Origin of the sequence: Alteraurantiacibacter buctensis, assembly GCF_009827655.1 — a bacterium.
Lineage (GTDB): Bacteria > Pseudomonadota > Alphaproteobacteria > Sphingomonadales > Sphingomonadaceae > Alteraurantiacibacter > Alteraurantiacibacter buctensis.
Window position 1 is genome coordinate 23984 of the sequence record NZ_WTYV01000006.1, and the last position, 16704, is coordinate 40687.

General features: G+C 66.8%; 13 protein-coding genes. 8 read left to right on the forward strand and 5 right to left on the reverse strand.

Features of this window, described 5'->3' with window-relative positions; translation table 11 throughout:
• Positions 1 to 40: 40 nt before the first annotated feature.
• The 6 genes from GRI99_RS13860 (at position 41) to GRI99_RS13885 (ending at position 5918) form a co-directional block, all read left to right on the forward strand.
• Positions 41 to 595, forward strand: coding sequence for an NAD(P)H-dependent oxidoreductase (locus GRI99_RS13860; RefSeq protein ID WP_160772662.1), 555 nt, complete (start codon positions 41 to 43; stop codon positions 593 to 595).
• Positions 596 to 638: 43 nt separating this feature from the next.
• Positions 639 to 1598 carry a CgeB family protein gene (locus tag GRI99_RS13865; RefSeq protein WP_160772663.1) on the forward strand — a complete coding sequence of 320 codons (960 nt, stop codon included), beginning with the start codon at positions 639 to 641 and terminating at the stop codon, positions 1596 to 1598.
• Between the two features lie 6 nt (positions 1599 to 1604).
• Entirely contained in the window at positions 1605 to 2786 is a 1182-nt protein-coding gene (locus GRI99_RS13870) for a glycosyltransferase (protein WP_237438373.1), read from the forward strand.
• A gap of 19 nt (positions 2787 to 2805) precedes the next feature.
• Positions 2806 to 4302, forward strand: coding sequence for an Asp-tRNA(Asn)/Glu-tRNA(Gln) amidotransferase subunit GatB (gene gatB, locus GRI99_RS13875; RefSeq protein WP_160772665.1), 1497 nt, complete (start codon positions 2806 to 2808; stop codon positions 4300 to 4302).
• 117 nt (positions 4303 to 4419) lie between these two features.
• Positions 4420 to 5001 (forward strand): hypothetical protein, encoded by a 582-nt coding sequence (locus GRI99_RS13880; RefSeq protein WP_160772666.1) that lies wholly within the window; start codon positions 4420 to 4422, stop codon positions 4999 to 5001.
• Positions 4998 to 5918, forward strand: coding sequence for a hypothetical protein (locus GRI99_RS13885; RefSeq protein WP_160772667.1), 921 nt, complete (start codon positions 4998 to 5000; stop codon positions 5916 to 5918). Before GRI99_RS13880 ends, GRI99_RS13885 begins: the two co-directional genes overlap by 4 nt.
• A gap of 89 nt (positions 5919 to 6007) precedes the next feature.
• Here GRI99_RS13885 and GRI99_RS13890 read toward each other — a convergent pair whose 3' ends face one another.
• The gene (locus tag GRI99_RS13890; protein ID WP_160772668.1) at positions 6008 to 7021 is read right to left on the reverse strand and encodes a hypothetical protein; all 1014 of its coding nucleotides are present in this window, start codon (positions 7019 to 7021) and stop codon (positions 6008 to 6010) included.
• Between the two features lie 7 nt (positions 7022 to 7028).
• Positions 7029 to 7658 (reverse strand): hypothetical protein, encoded by a 630-nt coding sequence (locus GRI99_RS13895; RefSeq protein WP_160772669.1) that lies wholly within the window; start codon positions 7656 to 7658, stop codon positions 7029 to 7031.
• 174 nt (positions 7659 to 7832) lie between these two features.
• Between GRI99_RS13895 and GRI99_RS13900 the strand changes: the two genes are divergently transcribed.
• Positions 7833 to 8291: a tRNA (cytidine(34)-2'-O)-methyltransferase gene (locus GRI99_RS13900; RefSeq protein WP_160772670.1), complete on the forward strand. Its 459-nt coding sequence runs from the start codon at positions 7833 to 7835 to the stop codon at positions 8289 to 8291.
• Between the two features lie 10 nt (positions 8292 to 8301).
• Here the strand turns inward: GRI99_RS13900 and GRI99_RS13905 are convergent, their stop codons facing one another.
• A complete protein-coding gene (locus GRI99_RS13905) occupies positions 8302 to 11178 on the reverse strand; it encodes a M16 family metallopeptidase (protein WP_160772671.1) in 2877 nt (958 codons plus the stop codon).
• A 282-nt stretch (positions 11179 to 11460) separates the two neighbouring features.
• Between GRI99_RS13905 and clpB the strand changes: the two genes are divergently transcribed.
• Positions 11461 to 14040, forward strand: a complete 2580-nt coding sequence (clpB, locus tag GRI99_RS13910) for an ATP-dependent chaperone ClpB (RefSeq protein ID WP_160772672.1) — start codon at positions 11461 to 11463, stop codon at positions 14038 to 14040.
• Here clpB and GRI99_RS13915 read toward each other — a convergent pair.
• Positions 14037 to 15812 carry a tetratricopeptide repeat-containing sulfotransferase family protein gene (locus tag GRI99_RS13915; protein WP_160772673.1) on the reverse strand — a complete coding sequence of 592 codons (1776 nt, stop codon included), beginning with the start codon at positions 15810 to 15812 and terminating at the stop codon, positions 14037 to 14039. The genes clpB and GRI99_RS13915 overlap by 4 nt on opposite strands.
• A complete protein-coding gene (locus GRI99_RS13920; protein ID WP_160772674.1) occupies positions 15809 to 16618 on the reverse strand; it encodes a hypothetical protein in 810 nt (269 codons plus the stop codon). The genes GRI99_RS13915 and GRI99_RS13920 overlap by 4 nt, the downstream gene beginning before the upstream one ends.
• Positions 16619 to 16704: the final 86 nt, after the last annotated feature.

Sequence of the window (16704 nt, forward strand, 5' to 3'; positions counted from 1 at the left end):
CTGCCAGCATGGCTCTGGCGTCCACCAAGAGAGAGCCCCTTTGTCCGGCACCCTGATCCTGAAGTTTCATCCCGGCTACCAGCCCAGCAAGCTCAACCTGGCGATGACCGAGGCGGTCAGCGGCATGGCGGGGGTCGATGTCGTCGATATGTACGCCCTCTATCCGCATGAGGACGACCTGAAGGCGGCCGAGGAGTTCGAGGTCGGGCGGCTGTGCCGGGCCGAGCGGCTGTGCGTGCAGTTTCCCGTCCACTGGTTTGCATCCACGCCGCGCGCGATGGCCTGGCAGGACCTGGTGCTCAACCGCATGTTCTTCCTGCGGCCAGACGAAGGCAAGGCGCTGCGCGGCCTGCCGTTAATGATCAGCGCCACCGCCGGACAGGGCCGCGAAACCTATCGCCCGGGGGGCGAGAACCTCTATCCGCTGGAAGAACTGTTGCGCCCGTGGGAGTGTACTGCCAACCAGGGGCATTTCGCCTGGCATCCCCCGTTCCTGGCCTATGGCGCGGACGATCTGGACGATACGGGCAGGGCGGAAGTAGCGCGGCATTTCGCCCGCCACATCGCGCAGTTCGCGGCTGCCACGCGCAGTTGAACCGGCTTCACAAGGCAAGCCGGGGCCATTACCCGTGGCGCCCATGAGCGACAGTCCCGCCAAACCCCTTGCCGGGACCATTGTGCTGGATGCCGGACTGCGCGAGCATCCGGCCGATCTCAATGTCACCAACATGGTTGCCGCGCTGGCCCGGCTGGGGGCGCGGCCAGTCAATACCGGGCTGGGCCTGGGGCAGATGGTCAGCCGCGCGCTGGTGCGGTTTGACCAGCAGCGCCACCTGCTGCCGCTGAGCAACCGGCGGACCATCGGCATCACTATGAACCTGCCTGCGCGGTTCATCTATCCCCAAGCGCTGTATACCCGCGACCTGGTGCTCTATTGCTTCGATTGCTGGGAGCCGCGGTTTGCCGAATGGGAACGGTTCCTGCGGCGTAACGCCTTCAGGCTGGTGCTGTTCTCGGCCCGCGATGCGGCGCGCGAGATGGGCCGCCGGCTGCCAGACCAGCGAATCGCCTGGCTGCCCGAGGCGATCGACCCCGCGCCCTACGATCCATCGCGATCATTGGCGGACCGGCGGTATGACCTCGTGGAGTTCGGCCGCGCCTCGCCCGGTTTCAACAGCATGGTGGCGGATCATTGCCGGACGCTCGGCTATGTCCATCATTACCGTAAGGGCGATGCCTGGCTGTTTCCCACCCAGGATGATCTCTATCGGGGTCTGGCCGATGCCCGGCTGGTGGTGGCGCTGCCGCAATCGCTGACGCACCCCTCCTATGCGGGGAATGTGGAGACGATGAGCCTGCGCTACCTGGAGATCATCGCCAGCGGTGCCCTGATCCTGGGGCATTGCCCGGCAGAAATGGTGGAGCTGTTCGGCTATGACCCGGTTATCGGCATCGATCACGCGGACCCGTGTGGCCAGCTTGACGCCATCCTGGGTAATCTCGATGCGTGGGAGGGCCTGCGCGCCCGCAACCTGGCCCGGCTGCACCAGGTGGCCACGTGGGATGTGCGGGCGCGTGAGCTGGCCGCGCTGCTCTAGCGCGTGATGCAGGTCCTCTCGTTCCTGCCCTATGTCTATACCGGCTTTGGCTCCAGCCATACGCCGATGGCCGTGGCGCGGGGTTTTGCCGGGCTGGCACCGGGCAGCCGGCTCTATGTACCGAGCCTGCGGGCCCGCCCGCCCCAGGGAGTGGACTTGTGCACCTGGATGCCCGCGTGGCTGCCGCGTCCGCTGCGGGGCGGTCGCTTCCACCAAGCGGCCCAGGCCCGGGTGGTGGAGCGCCTGCTGGCCGACCTGCGCCGCGCCGGGCCGGGCGCGGTGGTCTGGCTGTGGCCCAATGCCGGACTGGACACGGTCCGGCGTTTGAAGGACGCCGGTGCCTTCCTGGTGCGCGAGATGATCAATACCCATTCGGCCACCTACCGGCAGATCATACTGGGCGAGGCCCTGCGCAGCGGCCTGTCCGGCCCCATGCCGATCACCGACGCCTTCGTGGCCGAGGAGACAGCGGAACTGGCGCTGGTGGACCGCGTCGTCTCGCCCGCTGAAGGGGTGGACCGGTCGCTGCTGGCGGCCGGGGTGGCGGATGAAAGGATTTACCGCAGCCATTTCGGCTGGGATCCGGCGCGGTTCCCCACAGTGTCCCGGCACCGCGATCCGGTCGCGCCCTTCACCGCGCTGTTCGTGGGCGAAATCACCGTGCGCAAGGGTGCGCACCTGGCGCTGCGGGCCTGGCGCGAGGCGGGCATCGAGGGCGAGTTTCACCTGCTGGGCGCGGTCTCGCCCGAACTGGCCCCGCTGCTGGCCTGCGAGATCGCCCGCGGCGGGGTGCGGCACACGCCCTTTACCGCCGATCCCGCACCGTTCTACCGGCAGGCCGGTTGCCTGTTCTTCCCCACGCTGGAGGAAGGCGCACCGCTGGTCTGCTATGAAGCGGCTGCCTGCGGCCTGCCGGTCATCACCGGGCCGATGGGCACGGCGCGCTTCATCAGCCACGGGCACAACGGCATCGTCGTCGATCCGCATGACCAGGCCGCCCTGGTGGCCGCCCTGAAAGCGCTGGCCGATGGCCGCCGGGCGCCTGATGGGCTGCATGCGCGCCTGTCTGCCGCCGCTGCCTCCTCGGCGCAGCAGCATCGGTGGGAAGATGCCGCCCGTCACCGGCTGGCCCTGCTGCAGGCCGATCGGGACAAAATCCGCGCGAAGCCCCTTTTCAGCCGCGTTTGACCGCCCTAACGGAAAGGGCATGTCGAACTATCGCATCCAGGGTGCCACCGGTGAGTGGGAGGTCGTGATCGGCCTCGAGGTCCACGCGCAGGTCACGTCCAACGCCAAGCTGTTTTCCGGTGCCGCCACGGCCTTCGGGGCTGAGCCGAACAGCCAGGTTTCGCTGATCGATGCCGCCATGCCGGGCATGCTGCCCGTGCCCAACGTGGAATGCATCCGCCAGGCCGTGCGCACCGGCATGGCGATCGAGGCGCAGATCAACAAGTGGAGCCGGTTCGATCGCAAGAACTACTTCTACGCCGACTTGCCGCAGGGCTACCAGATCAGCCAGCTCTATCACCCGCTGGTGGGCGAGGGCAGCCTGACCATCGAGGCGGACGAGAAGGCCGGCATTCCGGAAGACAAGGTGATCGGCATCGAGCGCATTCACGTGGAGCAGGATGCGGGCAAGCTGATGCACGACCAGCACCCGACCATGTCCTATGTCGACCTCAACCGCGTGGGCGTGGCGCTGATGGAGATCGTCAGCCGGCCGGACATGCGTTCTCCGGCAGAGGCGGGGGCCTATGTCCGCAAGCTGCGGAGCATCCTGCGCTATGTCGGCTCGTGCGACGGCAACATGGAGGAAGGCTCGATGCGCGCCGACGTGAACGTGTCGGTCCGCCGCCCGGGCGAGGAATTCGGCACCCGCACCGAGACCAAGAACGTCAATTCCGTGCGCTTCGTGATGCAGGCGATCGAGCACGAGGCGATGCGCCAGGTCGACGTGCTGGAGGGCGGTGGAAAGATCGTGCAGGAAACCCGCCTGTTCGATCCCGGCACCGGCACTACCCGGTCGATGCGCAGCAAGGAAGACGCGCACGACTATCGCTATTTCCCCGATCCCGACCTGCTGCCGCTGGAACTGGACGATGCCTTCCTGGAGGCCTGCCGCGCCAGCCTGCCCGAACTGCCGGATGCCAAGCGTGCCCGCTATACCGGCGAACTGGGCCTGTCCGACTACAACGCCCGCGAACTGACGGCCGAGGTGGAAACCTATGCCCGGTTCGAGACGCTGCTGGCGGCCACCGCAAAGGGGATCGGCAAGCCGGAGAAGGACGTGGCCACGCAGGTCGCCAACTGGTCGCTGTCGGTTGCCCCCGGGGTGATCAAGGCGCTGGGTGACGAGGCGAACCCGGCCCACGCCACGGCGGAAGCCCAGGCCGCGATCCTGGACATGCAGGCCAAGGGCGAGATCAGCGGCGGGCAGGCCAAGGAGATCTTCGAGATCGTGCTGAAGACCGGCCGCGAACCGGTTGAAATCGCTACCACCGAAGGGCTCAAGCAGACCAGCGACACCGGCGCCATCGAGGCGGCGGTCGATGCCGTTCTCGCCGCCAATGCCGACAAGGTGGAGCAGTACAAGGGCGGCAAGGAAGCCCTGTTCGGCTTCTTCGTGGGCCAGACGATGAAGGCCATGCAGGGCAAGGGCAACCCGCAGCTGGTCAACCAGGTGCTGAAGGCCAAGCTGGGCTGACCCGAAATCCCCTTGCCGCCGCTCGAAACACGGCTAGATTCCGCGCATCGGGGGATATGGGGGGTGGACTTGAGGTTGAGGCTTGTTGCGGCGTGGGCGCTCGCCAGCTGTATCGGCATGCCCGCCCTGGCTGAGGACGAAAGGCAGGCAGCGGTCGGTAATACCCCCGTTGCCGCCCTTCCGCAAAGCGATGCCGAATGGATGGTCTGGATGCCCGATCCGGCCAGTGTCGCGCGACCCGAACTCGCCTTTGTCGAGGATCAGGAGGATCGCGACAATTATGAGAAATATTACTATTTCCACCGCCCGGACACGGATTTTGCTACCGCGCTGGGCGATCTGCGCGATTGCGATGCCCATGCACGCGGCCTCCATCGCGGCAGTTACTACCCCGACAGCTCGGCGGCCATGACGCAATATGGGCCCTTGGCGGGGGCGGCTGGCGGGCTGCTTGTGGGGGTAGTGGCCGATGCCATCTTTGGCCCGGCGGAACTGCGCCGCAAGCGCCGCGTCAACATGCGTCGATGCATGTTCTTCAAGGGATACGACCGCTTCGGGATAGACGAGGTTCTGTGGGGAAGCTTCAACTTCGAGGAAGGTAACGGCGAGGTCACCGAGGCCGATCGCCAGCGTATGCTGGCGCAGCAGGCGCTGGTGGCTTCCGGCCCGCGCCCGACAACGCAGGACTTGGGGCTGTGATGCGCGCCGCCCTCTCTGCCGTCGCGCTTGCCGCCGCATCGCTTGCCCTCACCGCCGTGCCGTTGCGGGCCCAGGACCCGACCGCATTCGAATACCGGGCGGTGACCGGGCGTAGTGTCGAGGCGCTGGATCCCACCAAGGCCTATCTGCTGGTGGAAGCGCCAGGGATGATACTGTCCACCTGGCTGGTCATGCCCGATGAGGCCCAGCGCGCCGAATGGGAGCGCCAGCGCCAGGCGGCACTTGCCGAAGCCGTCGCGGCTTTTCCCGGCAGGCTCGTCAGTTACAAGCGCGACCATGAAACCTGGGCAAATTCGCGCGGCCGCCGGCGTGCCGAGCCGGAGCAGCCCATCGAGCCGAGCAACGAGAACTTCGCCTGGCCCGAATTGGAATCGCGCCGCATGTTCACCATCGGCCCGCAGAACCGGATCGCCAGCGAAAGCGAATATTCGCTGTGGCTGTATGAGGTGCCAGCGGGGGAGATCATCTTCCGCGGACTGGGCATGGGCGCATTCGGCGATTGCGCCTGCCTGGGCACCCTGGCTTTCGCGACGCAGCCAGGCAAGGTCACGGCCGTGCGCATCGCCTATGCCCCGCTCGATAGCGAGGGGCGGCGAATCGATCGTTTTCCCGGCGGCAGCAATTCGCTCGACATAAGCACGCGCTCAGGGGTCATCATCGAACCGCCGAGCGATTATGCGCTTGATCCACGCATCCCGCGAGAAATGATCACCGTGCCGGAATTCCGACTGGTGGAAGCCATACCCAACTGGTTCGGGCAGACGGTCAACCGGGTGCAGCCCTACCCTGGCCTGTTCAGCTATGATGGTACGCGCATGGTCGATCTGCGGCGCGGCGCCCAGGCGCCGGTAGTGGAAGCGCTGGAGGAAGCAGCGCAGGAGAGCGCGGCAGAGTAGCGCGGCCAGTCTTCTGGAACCTCTGATCGGCTGCGCCTGCATCTCCCCCCTCCTAAGAGGGGGGAGCATCACTTTCCGCAAGTCAGGGCCTATTCCCGGATCGTCTGCGTGGCCACGAAGGCGGCCAGCCGCTGGTCGCCGTCCTCGGCCCAGAATACCGGGCCCGTGGTATCGCGCACCAGCAGCGGGCCGTGATAGCCGGCGGCGGTGGCGGTCTGGCGGCCCTCTTCCTCCGTCAGCGCGGTGAAGTTCGCCTGGTCCAGCGCCAGCACGTGGGGCAGCACTTCGCCCGCACGGGCAAAGGCCATGGCCAGCGCTCGCCGGGCCAGCGCCGCATCGTTGGCGGCCCAGCGGGTCACGTTGTCCTCCTCGATGTAGGACGCCCGGTCCAGCCGCACCACACTGATGACCTGCTGGGCAAAATAGGGCTCGATCACCCCCTGGCGGCGGAGCGAGACATCGGCATAGACCTGCACCTGCGAAAAATCGGGCGACATCTGGTATCGCCACTGCACCTGCGCCCGTTCCGCCGCATCGGCGTGGGCTTCGTCGAACCGGCGCTGCATGGCGCCGACGTCACCCGCCCAGGTTTCCGCCGCCGTGTTCATGTTGGGGGACGGGCCCCACAGGCCGATGCTGTAGGTGCGTGACACCAGCACGGGATGCGCGGTGCCGTCGGCGCTTTCGTCGGCGGAGACTGTGAGCAGGTCCGGCGGCGATGCGCCAAGCCAGCCGGTTGCCTGCACGGCAGCCAGGGTGGCATCGCCCGCCAGCGGGGTGGCATCGAAGCCTGCCAACGCCGTGCGCAGGGGGGCGATCCGCGTCTCGGCCCGCTCCAGCGCGGCATCGGCCAGGCGCTGGGGGATGTCATTGTTGCCGGCAATGATGATCGCGCCCAGCGCGCCACCGCCGCCGCTGGGGAACATGATACGCCCCAGTTCGATGCTGCTGGCGATGCGCGTCTGCGGCACCAGCGCGCCCACGGGACGCGCCGGTTCCACCTGGCGGGCGCTCTCGGCCACGGTCCGCGCAGGATCGGCCTGCGCGGGCGTGGCTGAAAGGGCCAGAAGGGCGCCGGCCGCAGCCAGCGCCTTCCCGGTCATGCGGAGCCTATTCAAAGCGCGCCGCATATTCTTGGAAGTTGGCGAGGAAGGCCTGCCGCAGGTCGGCATCGGCATCAGGGCGGCCCTCGGGTGTCTCCGGCGGGAACATGGTAAGACCATTGCCGCCACGCCCGCGAACCATCTCCGCCTCGGTCACGCCATTGCGGAAGTCCTTGAAGATGAACCGGTTGTTGAGCGAACGGCCATAGATAGCGCGCTTCAGGTAGAGGTTCTGGGTGACGATCAGTTCGGCATAGCAGCTGGCCGTGCTCTCGGTCAGCCGGGTCTGCACCTCGGTGGTGATGTCACGGTCGGCAATCGGTGTCTCGTAAATCACCTGAGTACCGGCGGGCAGCTTCAGGGTGTTTACCAGGTCGATCGACTGGAAGGCTTCTACCTGGAAGCGCGGCCCCAGCGCATCACGCAGGTAATCGGCATCGGATACGTTTTCGTCCTCGTGTCCGGCAGCATCGGCCACGGCCCCGATCACGCCCAGGCCGGAAAGCCAGCTGGTGGTCTGCGCCTGGCCTTCCACGGTCGGAAATACGTGCAATTCGCAGTCTTCCTGCGCCATTGCCGGTGTGCCCAGGGCAAGCACCAGTGCGGCGCCAAGCGCCGTCTTCATCATACGCTGCATTTTTGGATTTACCCCCCCCAATCATCGACCCGGCAGATTTCGTCCATTATCATGCCAGGAGGCACGGTGTGCCCTGCAGACTGATATTTCGGGTTTAATCTGCTGGCAACGGGAAAGTATGACAGCATTTTTTAGGGTAGTTAACGCCCCGCCTGATCTGGCAAGGAACCCGCCATGCGCCCCGCCATCGTCCTCGTACACCCCGAAATCCCCGGCAACACCGGGGCCGTGGGGCGCACCTGCGTGGCGCTGGACCTGGAACTGGTGCTGATCCACCCGCTGGGCTTCGTCATCTCGGACGCGCGGCTGAAGCGCTCGGGGCTGGATTACTGGCAGCACATCGGCCTCAGCGAGTATCCCAGCTGGGACACGTTCATGGCCGGGCGACGCCCGCGCCCCGACCAGTTGTTCCTGTTCGAGGAATACGGGGCGCAAAGCTTCTACGAACCGGATTATCCGGATGATGCCCTGCTGGTCTTCGGGCGCGAGACCAGGGGCCTGCCGGACTCCATCGTCTCTGCCCACCCCGACCGCCTGTTCAAGCTGCCGATGGTGAGCGATAAGGTGCGCAGCCTGAACCTGGCCAACACCGTGGCGGCGGCGGCCTACCAAGCGATGAGAGGGAAGCTCTAGCGAGGCCGGATCAGAGCCCGCCTGCCTCCATCACTTCCACCGGCAGGCCGATCTGCGCCAGTTGTGGCTCGATCACGGAACGGTCGCCGACCACCACGATAGCCATGCCCTCGGGCCGCATGAAGGCCTGCGCCGCGCTGTCGATCTGGCCCGCGTCGATCGCGCCATAGATGGCGGGCAACTGTGCCTGATAATCGTCCGGGCGGCCCAGCAGGTGGTTGGTCAGCAACGCACCCATCACCTGGCCGTTGGTCTCGAACCGGTTGGGCAGGCCGCGGATATTGCCTTCGGTCACCCGCTGCAGCTCCTGTTCGTCTACCGGGCGGCTGCCGGGGAAAGCGGCAAGCTGGTCAAGGATCACCCTGATCGAATCCCCGGTGCGATCGGCCTGCACCGCGGTGGAGACGGTGAAGGCCGGCTGGCCCACCCGCTGCGAGACCGACGAGCGCACGCCATAGGTCCAGCCGCGCGTTTCGCGCAGGTCATTGTTCAGGCGGCTGAGGAAGCCGTTGCCGATCACCTCGTTGGCCAGTTCCAGCGGCTCTTGTCCGCCTTGCGTGCCGGTGATCGGCAGCACGTGGCCCACCACCAGGACCGACTGCGGCGAATTGGGCCGGTCTACCACCACCAGTCGGGGGGCGGGGGCCGGGGCAGCGGCATCGATCGCCTTGACCGGGCGCGGCGAATTGCGCGGAGCCCACTGGCCGAGGGTGCCTTCCAGCAGCGGCAGCAGCGTAGCCATGTCCACATCGCCCACCACTGTGATCTGCGCCAGGTCCGGACGGAACCATTCGGCGTGTTCGGCCTGCATGTCCGCCGGGGTCAGCCGGGCGATCACGTCCTCCGCGCCGGTGGTGGCGGCCAGGGCATAAGGGTGCGCATTGCCATAGAGCACGCGGCCCATCGCCCGGCCCGCCAGCGCGCCAGGGTTGGTCTGCTCCTCGTCAATCTGCGCCAGCCGCTGGGTCTGCACGCGGGCGAAATCATCGGCCCGGAACGCGGGATTGAGCGTGATGTCGGCCATCAGCCCCAGCGATTGCGGCAGGTTGCTGGTGAGCGAGGAGAGCAGCACGGTGGTGCTGTCCACCCCCGCACTGGTCGCGATGCTGGCGCCCAGTTCCTCCTGCTCGCGAATGATCTGCATGGCATCGCGGGTCTGGGTCCCCTCGCTCAGCATGTCGACCATCAACTGGTGGCGGCCGGCTTCGTCCGGGCTGTCGGCGGCGGAGCCGGCATCCAGCGCCAGCGCCACGGTGACGGTGGGCACGCTGGTGCGGCGGACCAGGTTGACGGTGATGCCGTTGCCGAGGCGCGCCACTTCCGCCGTGGGGAAGGTGAGCACGGGCACGGGGCCGGCTTCGGGGATGTCGCGCGCCGGGCCGGTGCGGGCCGCTGTCGTGCCGCCGCCGGCATCGGGGGCAGGCGGCGGATTTTCCGCCTCGTCACCCCAGCCGCCCATCGTGGCTCCGTCCAGCGTCCGCTCTCCCGGCACCACGGCGAGTGTATAGGCGGGGCGCGATAGCCAGCGGGCCATCGCGTCGCGGATTTCCGCCGGGGTCAGGCTGGCCACGCGCAGCAGGTCTTCGCGATACTTCGCCGGGTTGCCCGAGTAGAGCAGCCCTTCGGCCAGCACCATGCCCTTGCCGCCGAAGCCGCCCACGCGCTCCAGCGAGCCGACTTGCCCGGCGATGAGCTGGGTGGCGGCGCGCTGCACCTCGTCCGCCGTGGGGCCTTCACCGATCATGCGGGCGATCTCGGCATCGAACAGCGCTTGCGCCTGCGCGCGGTCGGCATCGGGTGCCAGGTCGAAATCGGCACTGAGGAAGCTCAACTGCTCGTGCACCTGGGCATAGGCACCCACGCGGGTGGCGACCTGCGGGCCATAGACCATGGCATTGTCAAGCCGCGAGGAGGCGAGGCCGCCCAGGATGTAGAGGCCCACCTGCAAGGGAATCGCATCGGCATCGTTCACGCCAGGGCCGGTCCAGTTGCGGCTGATGCGCGTCTGGCTGACCTGGTCGGTAATCTCCTCCTCGATCGGGGCGGAGAGTGTTACCGGGCCGGCCTGCACCTGCGGCACATCGGGCCCGCGCGAAATATCGCCGAACCAGCGCTCCACCATCGGGCGGGCGGTGGCGGCATCGATGTCGCCCGCCAGCACCAGCACCACGTTGTTGGGGCCATAGTTGTCGCGGAACCAGTCGGCCACGTCGGCCAGGCTGGCCGCGTCGAGGTCTGCCATCGAGCCGATGGTGGAGTGGCGATAGGGATGGCCGATCGGCAGCAGCCGGTCGCTCAGCAGGTATTCGGCCAAGCCAAAGGGCTGGTTGTCACCCTGCCGCTTCTCGTTCTGGACTACGCCGCGCTGGCGATCCAGCCGCTCCTGGCTGACCGCGCCGAGCAGGTAGCCCATGCGGTCCGCCTCCATCATCAGCGCCCGGTCCAGCGCGCCCGTGGGCACGGTTTCCACGTAATTGGTGCGATCGAACCAGGTGGAGCCGTTGGTGGGGGTGGAACCCGCGCCCTCCAGCGGGATGTCGAAGTTCTCCACGTTCTCGCTGCCGGTGAACATGATGTGTTCGAACAGGTGGGCAAAGCCGGTGCGGCCGCGCGGTTCGTGTTTGGAGCCGACGCGATAATAGACGGTGACGCCGACCAACGGGCTCTTGCGGTCGGTGTGGACCAGCGTGGTCAGGCCGTTGGGCAGGGTGAACTGCTCGTAGGGGATGTTCACCTGGCCCACCAGGTCGGCCAGGCTCTGCTGCGGGGCGGCCACCGTGGCGGGCGGCGCGCTCTGCGCACTGACCACGGGGGCAAGAGCGGTGGTGGCCAGCGCGGCAATAAGCACGGCGCCAAGAGCGGATGAAGTCAGGCGAGCAAGTTTCATCTGTATCCAGTAGCAGCCTTTGCCGCCGGGCAAAGACCCCGCGGCACGATTATCCCACGGGACCGGATGCAACTGGTCCCGCCTGCCTGCTGCCTTGTTTGACGGAAATCATGGCTCGTCGTTCGACCAAGGGGCACAAATGATCGGCCAATGACTTGTGGGAGAGGGCTTGCATCGGCGGTCAGACAACCGATCTATCCCGCTAACACACCAGCGACGCTGGGGGCTTGTGTTGCCAAAGTGCAACACTATCTATGGTGAAACGAACTCGAGGGGTTACCGATGAACCTGGAAAAATTCACCGACCGCGCCCGTGGCTTCCTGCAGAGCGCGCAGACCGTGGCTATCCGCATGAACCACCAGCGGATCAGCCCGGAGCATATGCTGAAGGCCCTGCTGGAGGATGACGAGGGCATGGCCGCCGGCCTGATCCAGCGCGCCGGTGGCGACGCGCGGCTGGCCGTGGCCGAAGTGGACAAGGCGCTGGCCAAGGTTCCCGCCGTCACCGGCAGCGGCGCGCAGGCTGCTCCCGGCCTCGACAACGATGCCGTGCGCGTGATCGACCAGAGCGAGCAACTGGCCGACAAGGCCGGCGATGCCTACGTTACCGTCGAGCGGATGCTGACCGCGCTGGCGCTGGCCAAGACCACCGCCGCCGGCAAGGCGCTGGAAGCCGCCGGGGTCACGCCCCAGGCGCTCAATGCCGCGATCGAAGCGCTGCGCAAGGGCAAGACGGCCGACAGCGCCAATGCCGAAGCCAGCTATGACGCGATGAAGAAGTTTGCCCGTGACCTGACCCAGGCTGCGCGTGACGGCAAGCTGGACCCCGTGATCGGGCGCGACGAGGAAATCCGCCGCACCATCCAGATACTGGCCCGCCGCACCAAGAACAACCCCGTGCTGATCGGCGAGCCTGGCACCGGCAAGACCGCGATTGCCGAAGGCCTGGCCCTGCGCATCGCCAACGGCGACGTGCCCGACAGCCTGAAGGGCCGCGACCTGATGAGCCTTGACCTGGGCGCGATGATCGCCGGGGCCAAGTATCGCGGCGAGTTCGAGGAACGTCTCAAGTCCGTGCTGGACGAGGTGAAGGGCGCCGAAGGCCAGATCATCCTGTTCATCGACGAGATGCACACCCTGATCGGGGCGGGCGCCAGCGAAGGCAGCATGGATGCCGGCAACCTGCTGAAGCCTGCGCTCGCCCGCGGCGAGCTGCACTGCATCGGCGCGACCACGCTGGATGAATACCAGAAGTATGTGGAGAAGGACGCTGCCCTGCAGCGCCGCTTCCAGCCGGTGTTCGTCAACGAACCCAGCGTGGAGGACACCATCTCCATCCTGCGCGGCATCAAGGAAAAGTACGAGCTGCACCACGGCGTGCGCATCACCGATGGCGCGATCGTGGCGGCGGCCCAGCTTTCCAACCGCTACATCTCGGACCGCTTCCTGCCCGACAAGGCGATCGACCTGATGGACGAGGCCGCCAGCCGCATCCGCATGGAAGTGGAAAGCAAGCCCGAGGAGATCGAGACGCTCGACAGGCGGATCATGCAGTTGCAGATCGAGGAATCGGCGCTGACCCGCGAAACCGATGCCGCCAGCAAGGACCGGCTGAGCAACCTGCGCACCGAACTTGCCAACCTGCAGCAGCAGAGTGCCGAGCTGACCACCCGCTGGCAGAACGAGAAGGACAAAATCCACGCCGAGGCGCGGCTGAAGGAACAGCTCGATGCCGCGCGCATCGAACTGGACCAGGCGCAGCGCACGGGTGACCTCGCCAAGGCGGGCGAGCTGTCCTACGGCACCATTCCCGCGCTGGAAAAGCAGCTGGCCGAGGCGCAGAACCAGGCCGGCAACGCCCTGCTGCGCGAGGAAGTGAACGAGGACGATATCGCCGCCGTCGTCAGCAAGTGGACCGGCATCCCGATGGAACGGATGCTGGCGGGCGAGCGCGACAAGCTGCTGCGGATGGAGGAAGCCATCGGTGCGCGGGTGATCGGCCAGGCGAAGGCGGTGGAGGCCGTGTCCAAGGCGGTGCGCCGTGCGCGGGCGGGCCTGCAGGACCCCAACCGGCCGCTCGGCAGTTTCCTGTTCCTGGGCCCTACGGGCGTGGGCAAGACCGAGCTGACCAAGGCGCTGGCCGGCTTCCTGTTCGACGATGACAGTGCGATGGTGCGCATCGACATGAGCGAGTTCATGGAGAAGCACGCCGTCGCCCGCCTGATCGGCGCGCCTCCCGGCTATGTCGGCTACGACGAGGGCGGGGTGCTGACCGAGGCCGTGCGCCGCCGCCCCTACCAGGTGGTGCTGTTCGACGAGGTGGAAAAGGCCCACCCGGACGTGTTCAACGTGCTGTTGCAGGTGCTCGACGATGGCCGCCTTACCGATGGCCAGGGCCGCGTGGTGGACTTTGCCAACACGCTGATCATCCTCACCAGCAACTTGGGCAGCCAGTACCTGGCCAGCCTGGAAGACGGGCAGGGCGTGGAAACCGTGGAGCCGCAGGTGATGGACGTGGTGCGCGCCCATTTCCGCCCCGAATTCCTCAACCGGCTGGACGAGATCATCCTGTTCCACCGCCTGGCGCAGGAACACATGGCGCCGATCGTCAAGATCCAGCTTGGCCGCGTGCAGAAGCTGCTGGCCGACCGCAAGGTGACGCTGGACCTGACCGATGCCGCGCTCGCCTGGCTGGGCCGGGTGGGTTACGATCCGGTCTATGGCGCACGGCCGCTGAAACGGGCGGTGCAGCGTTACGTGCAGGACCCGCTGGCCGAGATGATCCTGGCCGGCGAGATACCCGACGGTTCCACCGTCAGGATCGACGAGGGCGACGGCGCGCTGGCGATGAGCGTGATCTAGCGGGCCAGGGGGCTGGCGGCCTTGTCTGCCGCCGGCCCCAGCGCCTCCTGCATCGGGCCCAGCCACGCCGCATAATCGCGCCATGCACCCACACCGCGGGTGTTAAGCGCCTGGCGCACCTGTTCGGAACTGGCGGTGGCGACGGGAGCGCGGGACCTGTCGAAGGCCAGCATCGCTTCTTCCGGCGCGATGCCCAGATATCCGCACAGGCCGGCCAGGCTATTCGCGGGATCGGCCAGCAGGTCTTCGTAATCCACGCGATGCACGGCTGTCGGATAGCGTGATGCAAGTTCATCCATGAACCGGGCATACTGGCGATAGAAATGCGCGATATCCCGCTGGTCAAGCGCGGCAGGGTGCCCGTTGGCGAACATCGTGCGATAGTTGGACCAGCAGCAGTCCATCGCATCGCGCCGGATGTCGATCACCCTGGCGTGTGGCAGAATGCGCAGGATCAGGGGCAGGTGGCGCCAGTTCATGTGCATCTTGTCGATGAACAATGGCTTGTCCGGTTCGTGTCGCATTTCGGCGGCGCGGGCCAGGTAGAACTGGCCCAGATAGGCGCGTTGCGGATGGGGCAGGGCGGCCACCCGGTCCACCAGCTCCTGTTCGCTGTCATCCCGCCGCAACCGGGCGACCATGTGCGAGATGATGGGCAGCTCGCCCAGGGCCTCCACCTGCGAGTGCTGGCCCAGCATCCTCTCCAGCAGGGTGGAGCCCGATCGCGGCATGCCGACAATGAACACGGGGGTGGCCGTGCCGGGCGGCGGCGCACTTCGGCCTGGCAGCGCGCCCAGCTTGGCCAGGTGCCCGTCTACTAGCGCTTCCAGCGCCGCACCGTCATAATGGTCGAAAGCGCGGCGCGCTTCGTTGCCACGGTGGAAGTGGCTGAAGGCCGCAGCATGGTTGCCGCGCTTGTCGGCGGCGATGCCCAGCGCGAACTCCAGGTTCGCCTTGTGATCGGGCGGAGGGCCGCTGTCCAGGGCAGCCGCAATGGCGGCCAGGTCGCCTTCGGTCAGCGTGTCTGCCGCCAGATCGGCGATCGACCACCAGACCAGGCCATGATCGGGCTTCAGGGCAATCGCCTGGCGATAGGCGGCCAGCGCCTGCTGGCGATCGCCCAGATAGCGCAGGTTGTCGCCCAGCGCGATCCACGCTTCGGGCACGTCGGGAGCCAGCCCGGTCAGCGTGCGATAATGATCAACGGCCAGCGCAAACTGGCTTTTGCGCGAGGCGATCTTGCCAGCCAGTTCCCGAAATCCCGGATCGGCGGGCAGGCGGGCCAGCACGGGATCGAGCAGCCGTTGGGCATCGGTCAGGCGGTCGACATGGGTCAGCGCATTGACCAGCAGGGTGCGGGCCAGCAGGTAGGGCGGCGCGCGTTGCAGCACCTTTTCCAGCAATGGAATTGCGCGATCTGCCTGCCCCAGGCCCATCACGCTTTCCGCAGCGATCGTCAGGCCCTTCAGGTCATCGGGCTGGCTGCGCAAGTGGCGATCTGCCAGTTCCAGGGCAGTGGAATACTCGCGCCGGGTCAGGGCGGCATCGGCCTCACGCAGGTCGGGCACGCCGGCGCTGGCCTCGATCGCGGCGATTTCCGCCCGCTGCGCATTGGCCGGTTCGCTCAGGGCGCGATGGGCGGCGGCGGCCAGACGCAGGGCATCGGGCCGTGCGCCATTGGCAGCCATCCACCGCTGGATGCCGGCCAGCGCTGCGGCAGGATCGTGCGCCAGCGTGCTGGCAAGGGCTGGCAGGTCGGACAGATCGGTCATGCTGTTATTTTTTCTTCGGTCCGGCCGTAACCCAGCAGGGCGCGCAGGCCCGGTGCGGCATAGTCAACCAGGGCGCGTTGCTGCGTGGTCAGGGTGGCAGGCAGGCGGGCCAGGTTGCCCGAGAGGTTCTGCCGGGCCGTGCCGCTGTTGGCCGGATCGGCACCGATCCGCACACGTTCACGCCAGTCGCCTGGCATCGCGATGCCGCATGCATCCAGCAGTTGCGTGAAGAACACTTCGCTCCCGGCACTGTCCAGGTCTGCCATGGCGTGGCGCAGGTCTTCGAACCGCACCAGGTAAACCCCGGTGCTCAGCCATGCCACGGCGTTATGGGTGAAAGTATCATACAGGCTGGGATTCTTGCGTGGCAGTCCGAAGATCACGATGTTGATGAGGTCGGCAGGGGAGATGGCATCGCTCTTCAGGATGTCGAGTTCGCCGGAAAACTCGTCGGACAGCATGAAGCGCGCCTTGGCAAGCACCCAGTCGTAAGGGTCGCGGACCAGGAGGATCTTGCGCGAACTACTGGTGGTAATGGCGGAGATGTCCGAAAAGAACAGATGCCCCCAGCTCAGCTTGGGGGGCGGGCCGTCGAACGCGGCCAGATGATTTTTCAGCGTGGCGTACTGGATGAAATCTGCCTGGTACTGCTGTTCCACCGGCACAAACATGCGAACGATGTTGCGCAACAAGTGACTGCCGGACTTCGGCACCGAGTTCAGGAACAGGCCGGTTTCCAGCTTGGCCTGGACGAACTCGCGATTGCGCGCGTCCAGGTTGTCCGGGGCCAGTACTATACGTTGCATCGGCTGACGTTAGGCAAGATTTTCGGGAGTGCAAGCGCTGCGGGCGGGGCTGGCGGCATCGCAATGATGCCGCCAGCCCCGCCCGC

Bases quoted from the DNA above. Each gene is read 5' to 3' on its own strand.
- clpB (WP_160772672.1), top strand. From the start codon at position 11,461: ATGAACCTGGAAAAATTCACCGACCGCGCCCGTGGCTTCCTGCAGAGC.
- GRI99_RS13865 (WP_160772663.1), top strand. From the start codon at position 639: ATGAGCGACAGTCCCGCCAAACCCCTTGCCGGGACCATTGTGCTGGAT.
- GRI99_RS13905 (WP_160772671.1), bottom strand. From the start codon at position 11,178: ATGAAACTTGCTCGCCTGACTTCATCCGCTCTTGGCGCCGTGCTTATT.
- gatB (WP_160772665.1), top strand. From the start codon at position 2,806: ATGTCGAACTATCGCATCCAGGGTGCCACCGGTGAGTGGGAGGTCGTG.
- GRI99_RS13880 (WP_160772666.1), top strand. From the start codon at position 4,420: ATGCCCGCCCTGGCTGAGGACGAAAGGCAGGCAGCGGTCGGTAATACC.
- GRI99_RS13900 (WP_160772670.1), top strand. From the start codon at position 7,833: ATGCGCCCCGCCATCGTCCTCGTACACCCCGAAATCCCCGGCAACACC.
- GRI99_RS13895 (WP_160772669.1), bottom strand. From the start codon at position 7,658: ATGCAGCGTATGATGAAGACGGCGCTTGGCGCCGCACTGGTGCTTGCC.
- GRI99_RS13890 (WP_160772668.1), bottom strand. From the start codon at position 7,021: ATGACCGGGAAGGCGCTGGCTGCGGCCGGCGCCCTTCTGGCCCTTTCA.
- GRI99_RS13915 (WP_160772673.1), bottom strand. From the start codon at position 15,812: ATGACCGATCTGTCCGACCTGCCAGCCCTTGCCAGCACGCTGGCGCAC.
- GRI99_RS13870 (WP_237438373.1), top strand. From the start codon at position 1,605: ATGCAGGTCCTCTCGTTCCTGCCCTATGTCTATACCGGCTTTGGCTCC.
- GRI99_RS13920 (WP_160772674.1), bottom strand. From the start codon at position 16,618: ATGCAACGTATAGTACTGGCCCCGGACAACCTGGACGCGCGCAATCGC.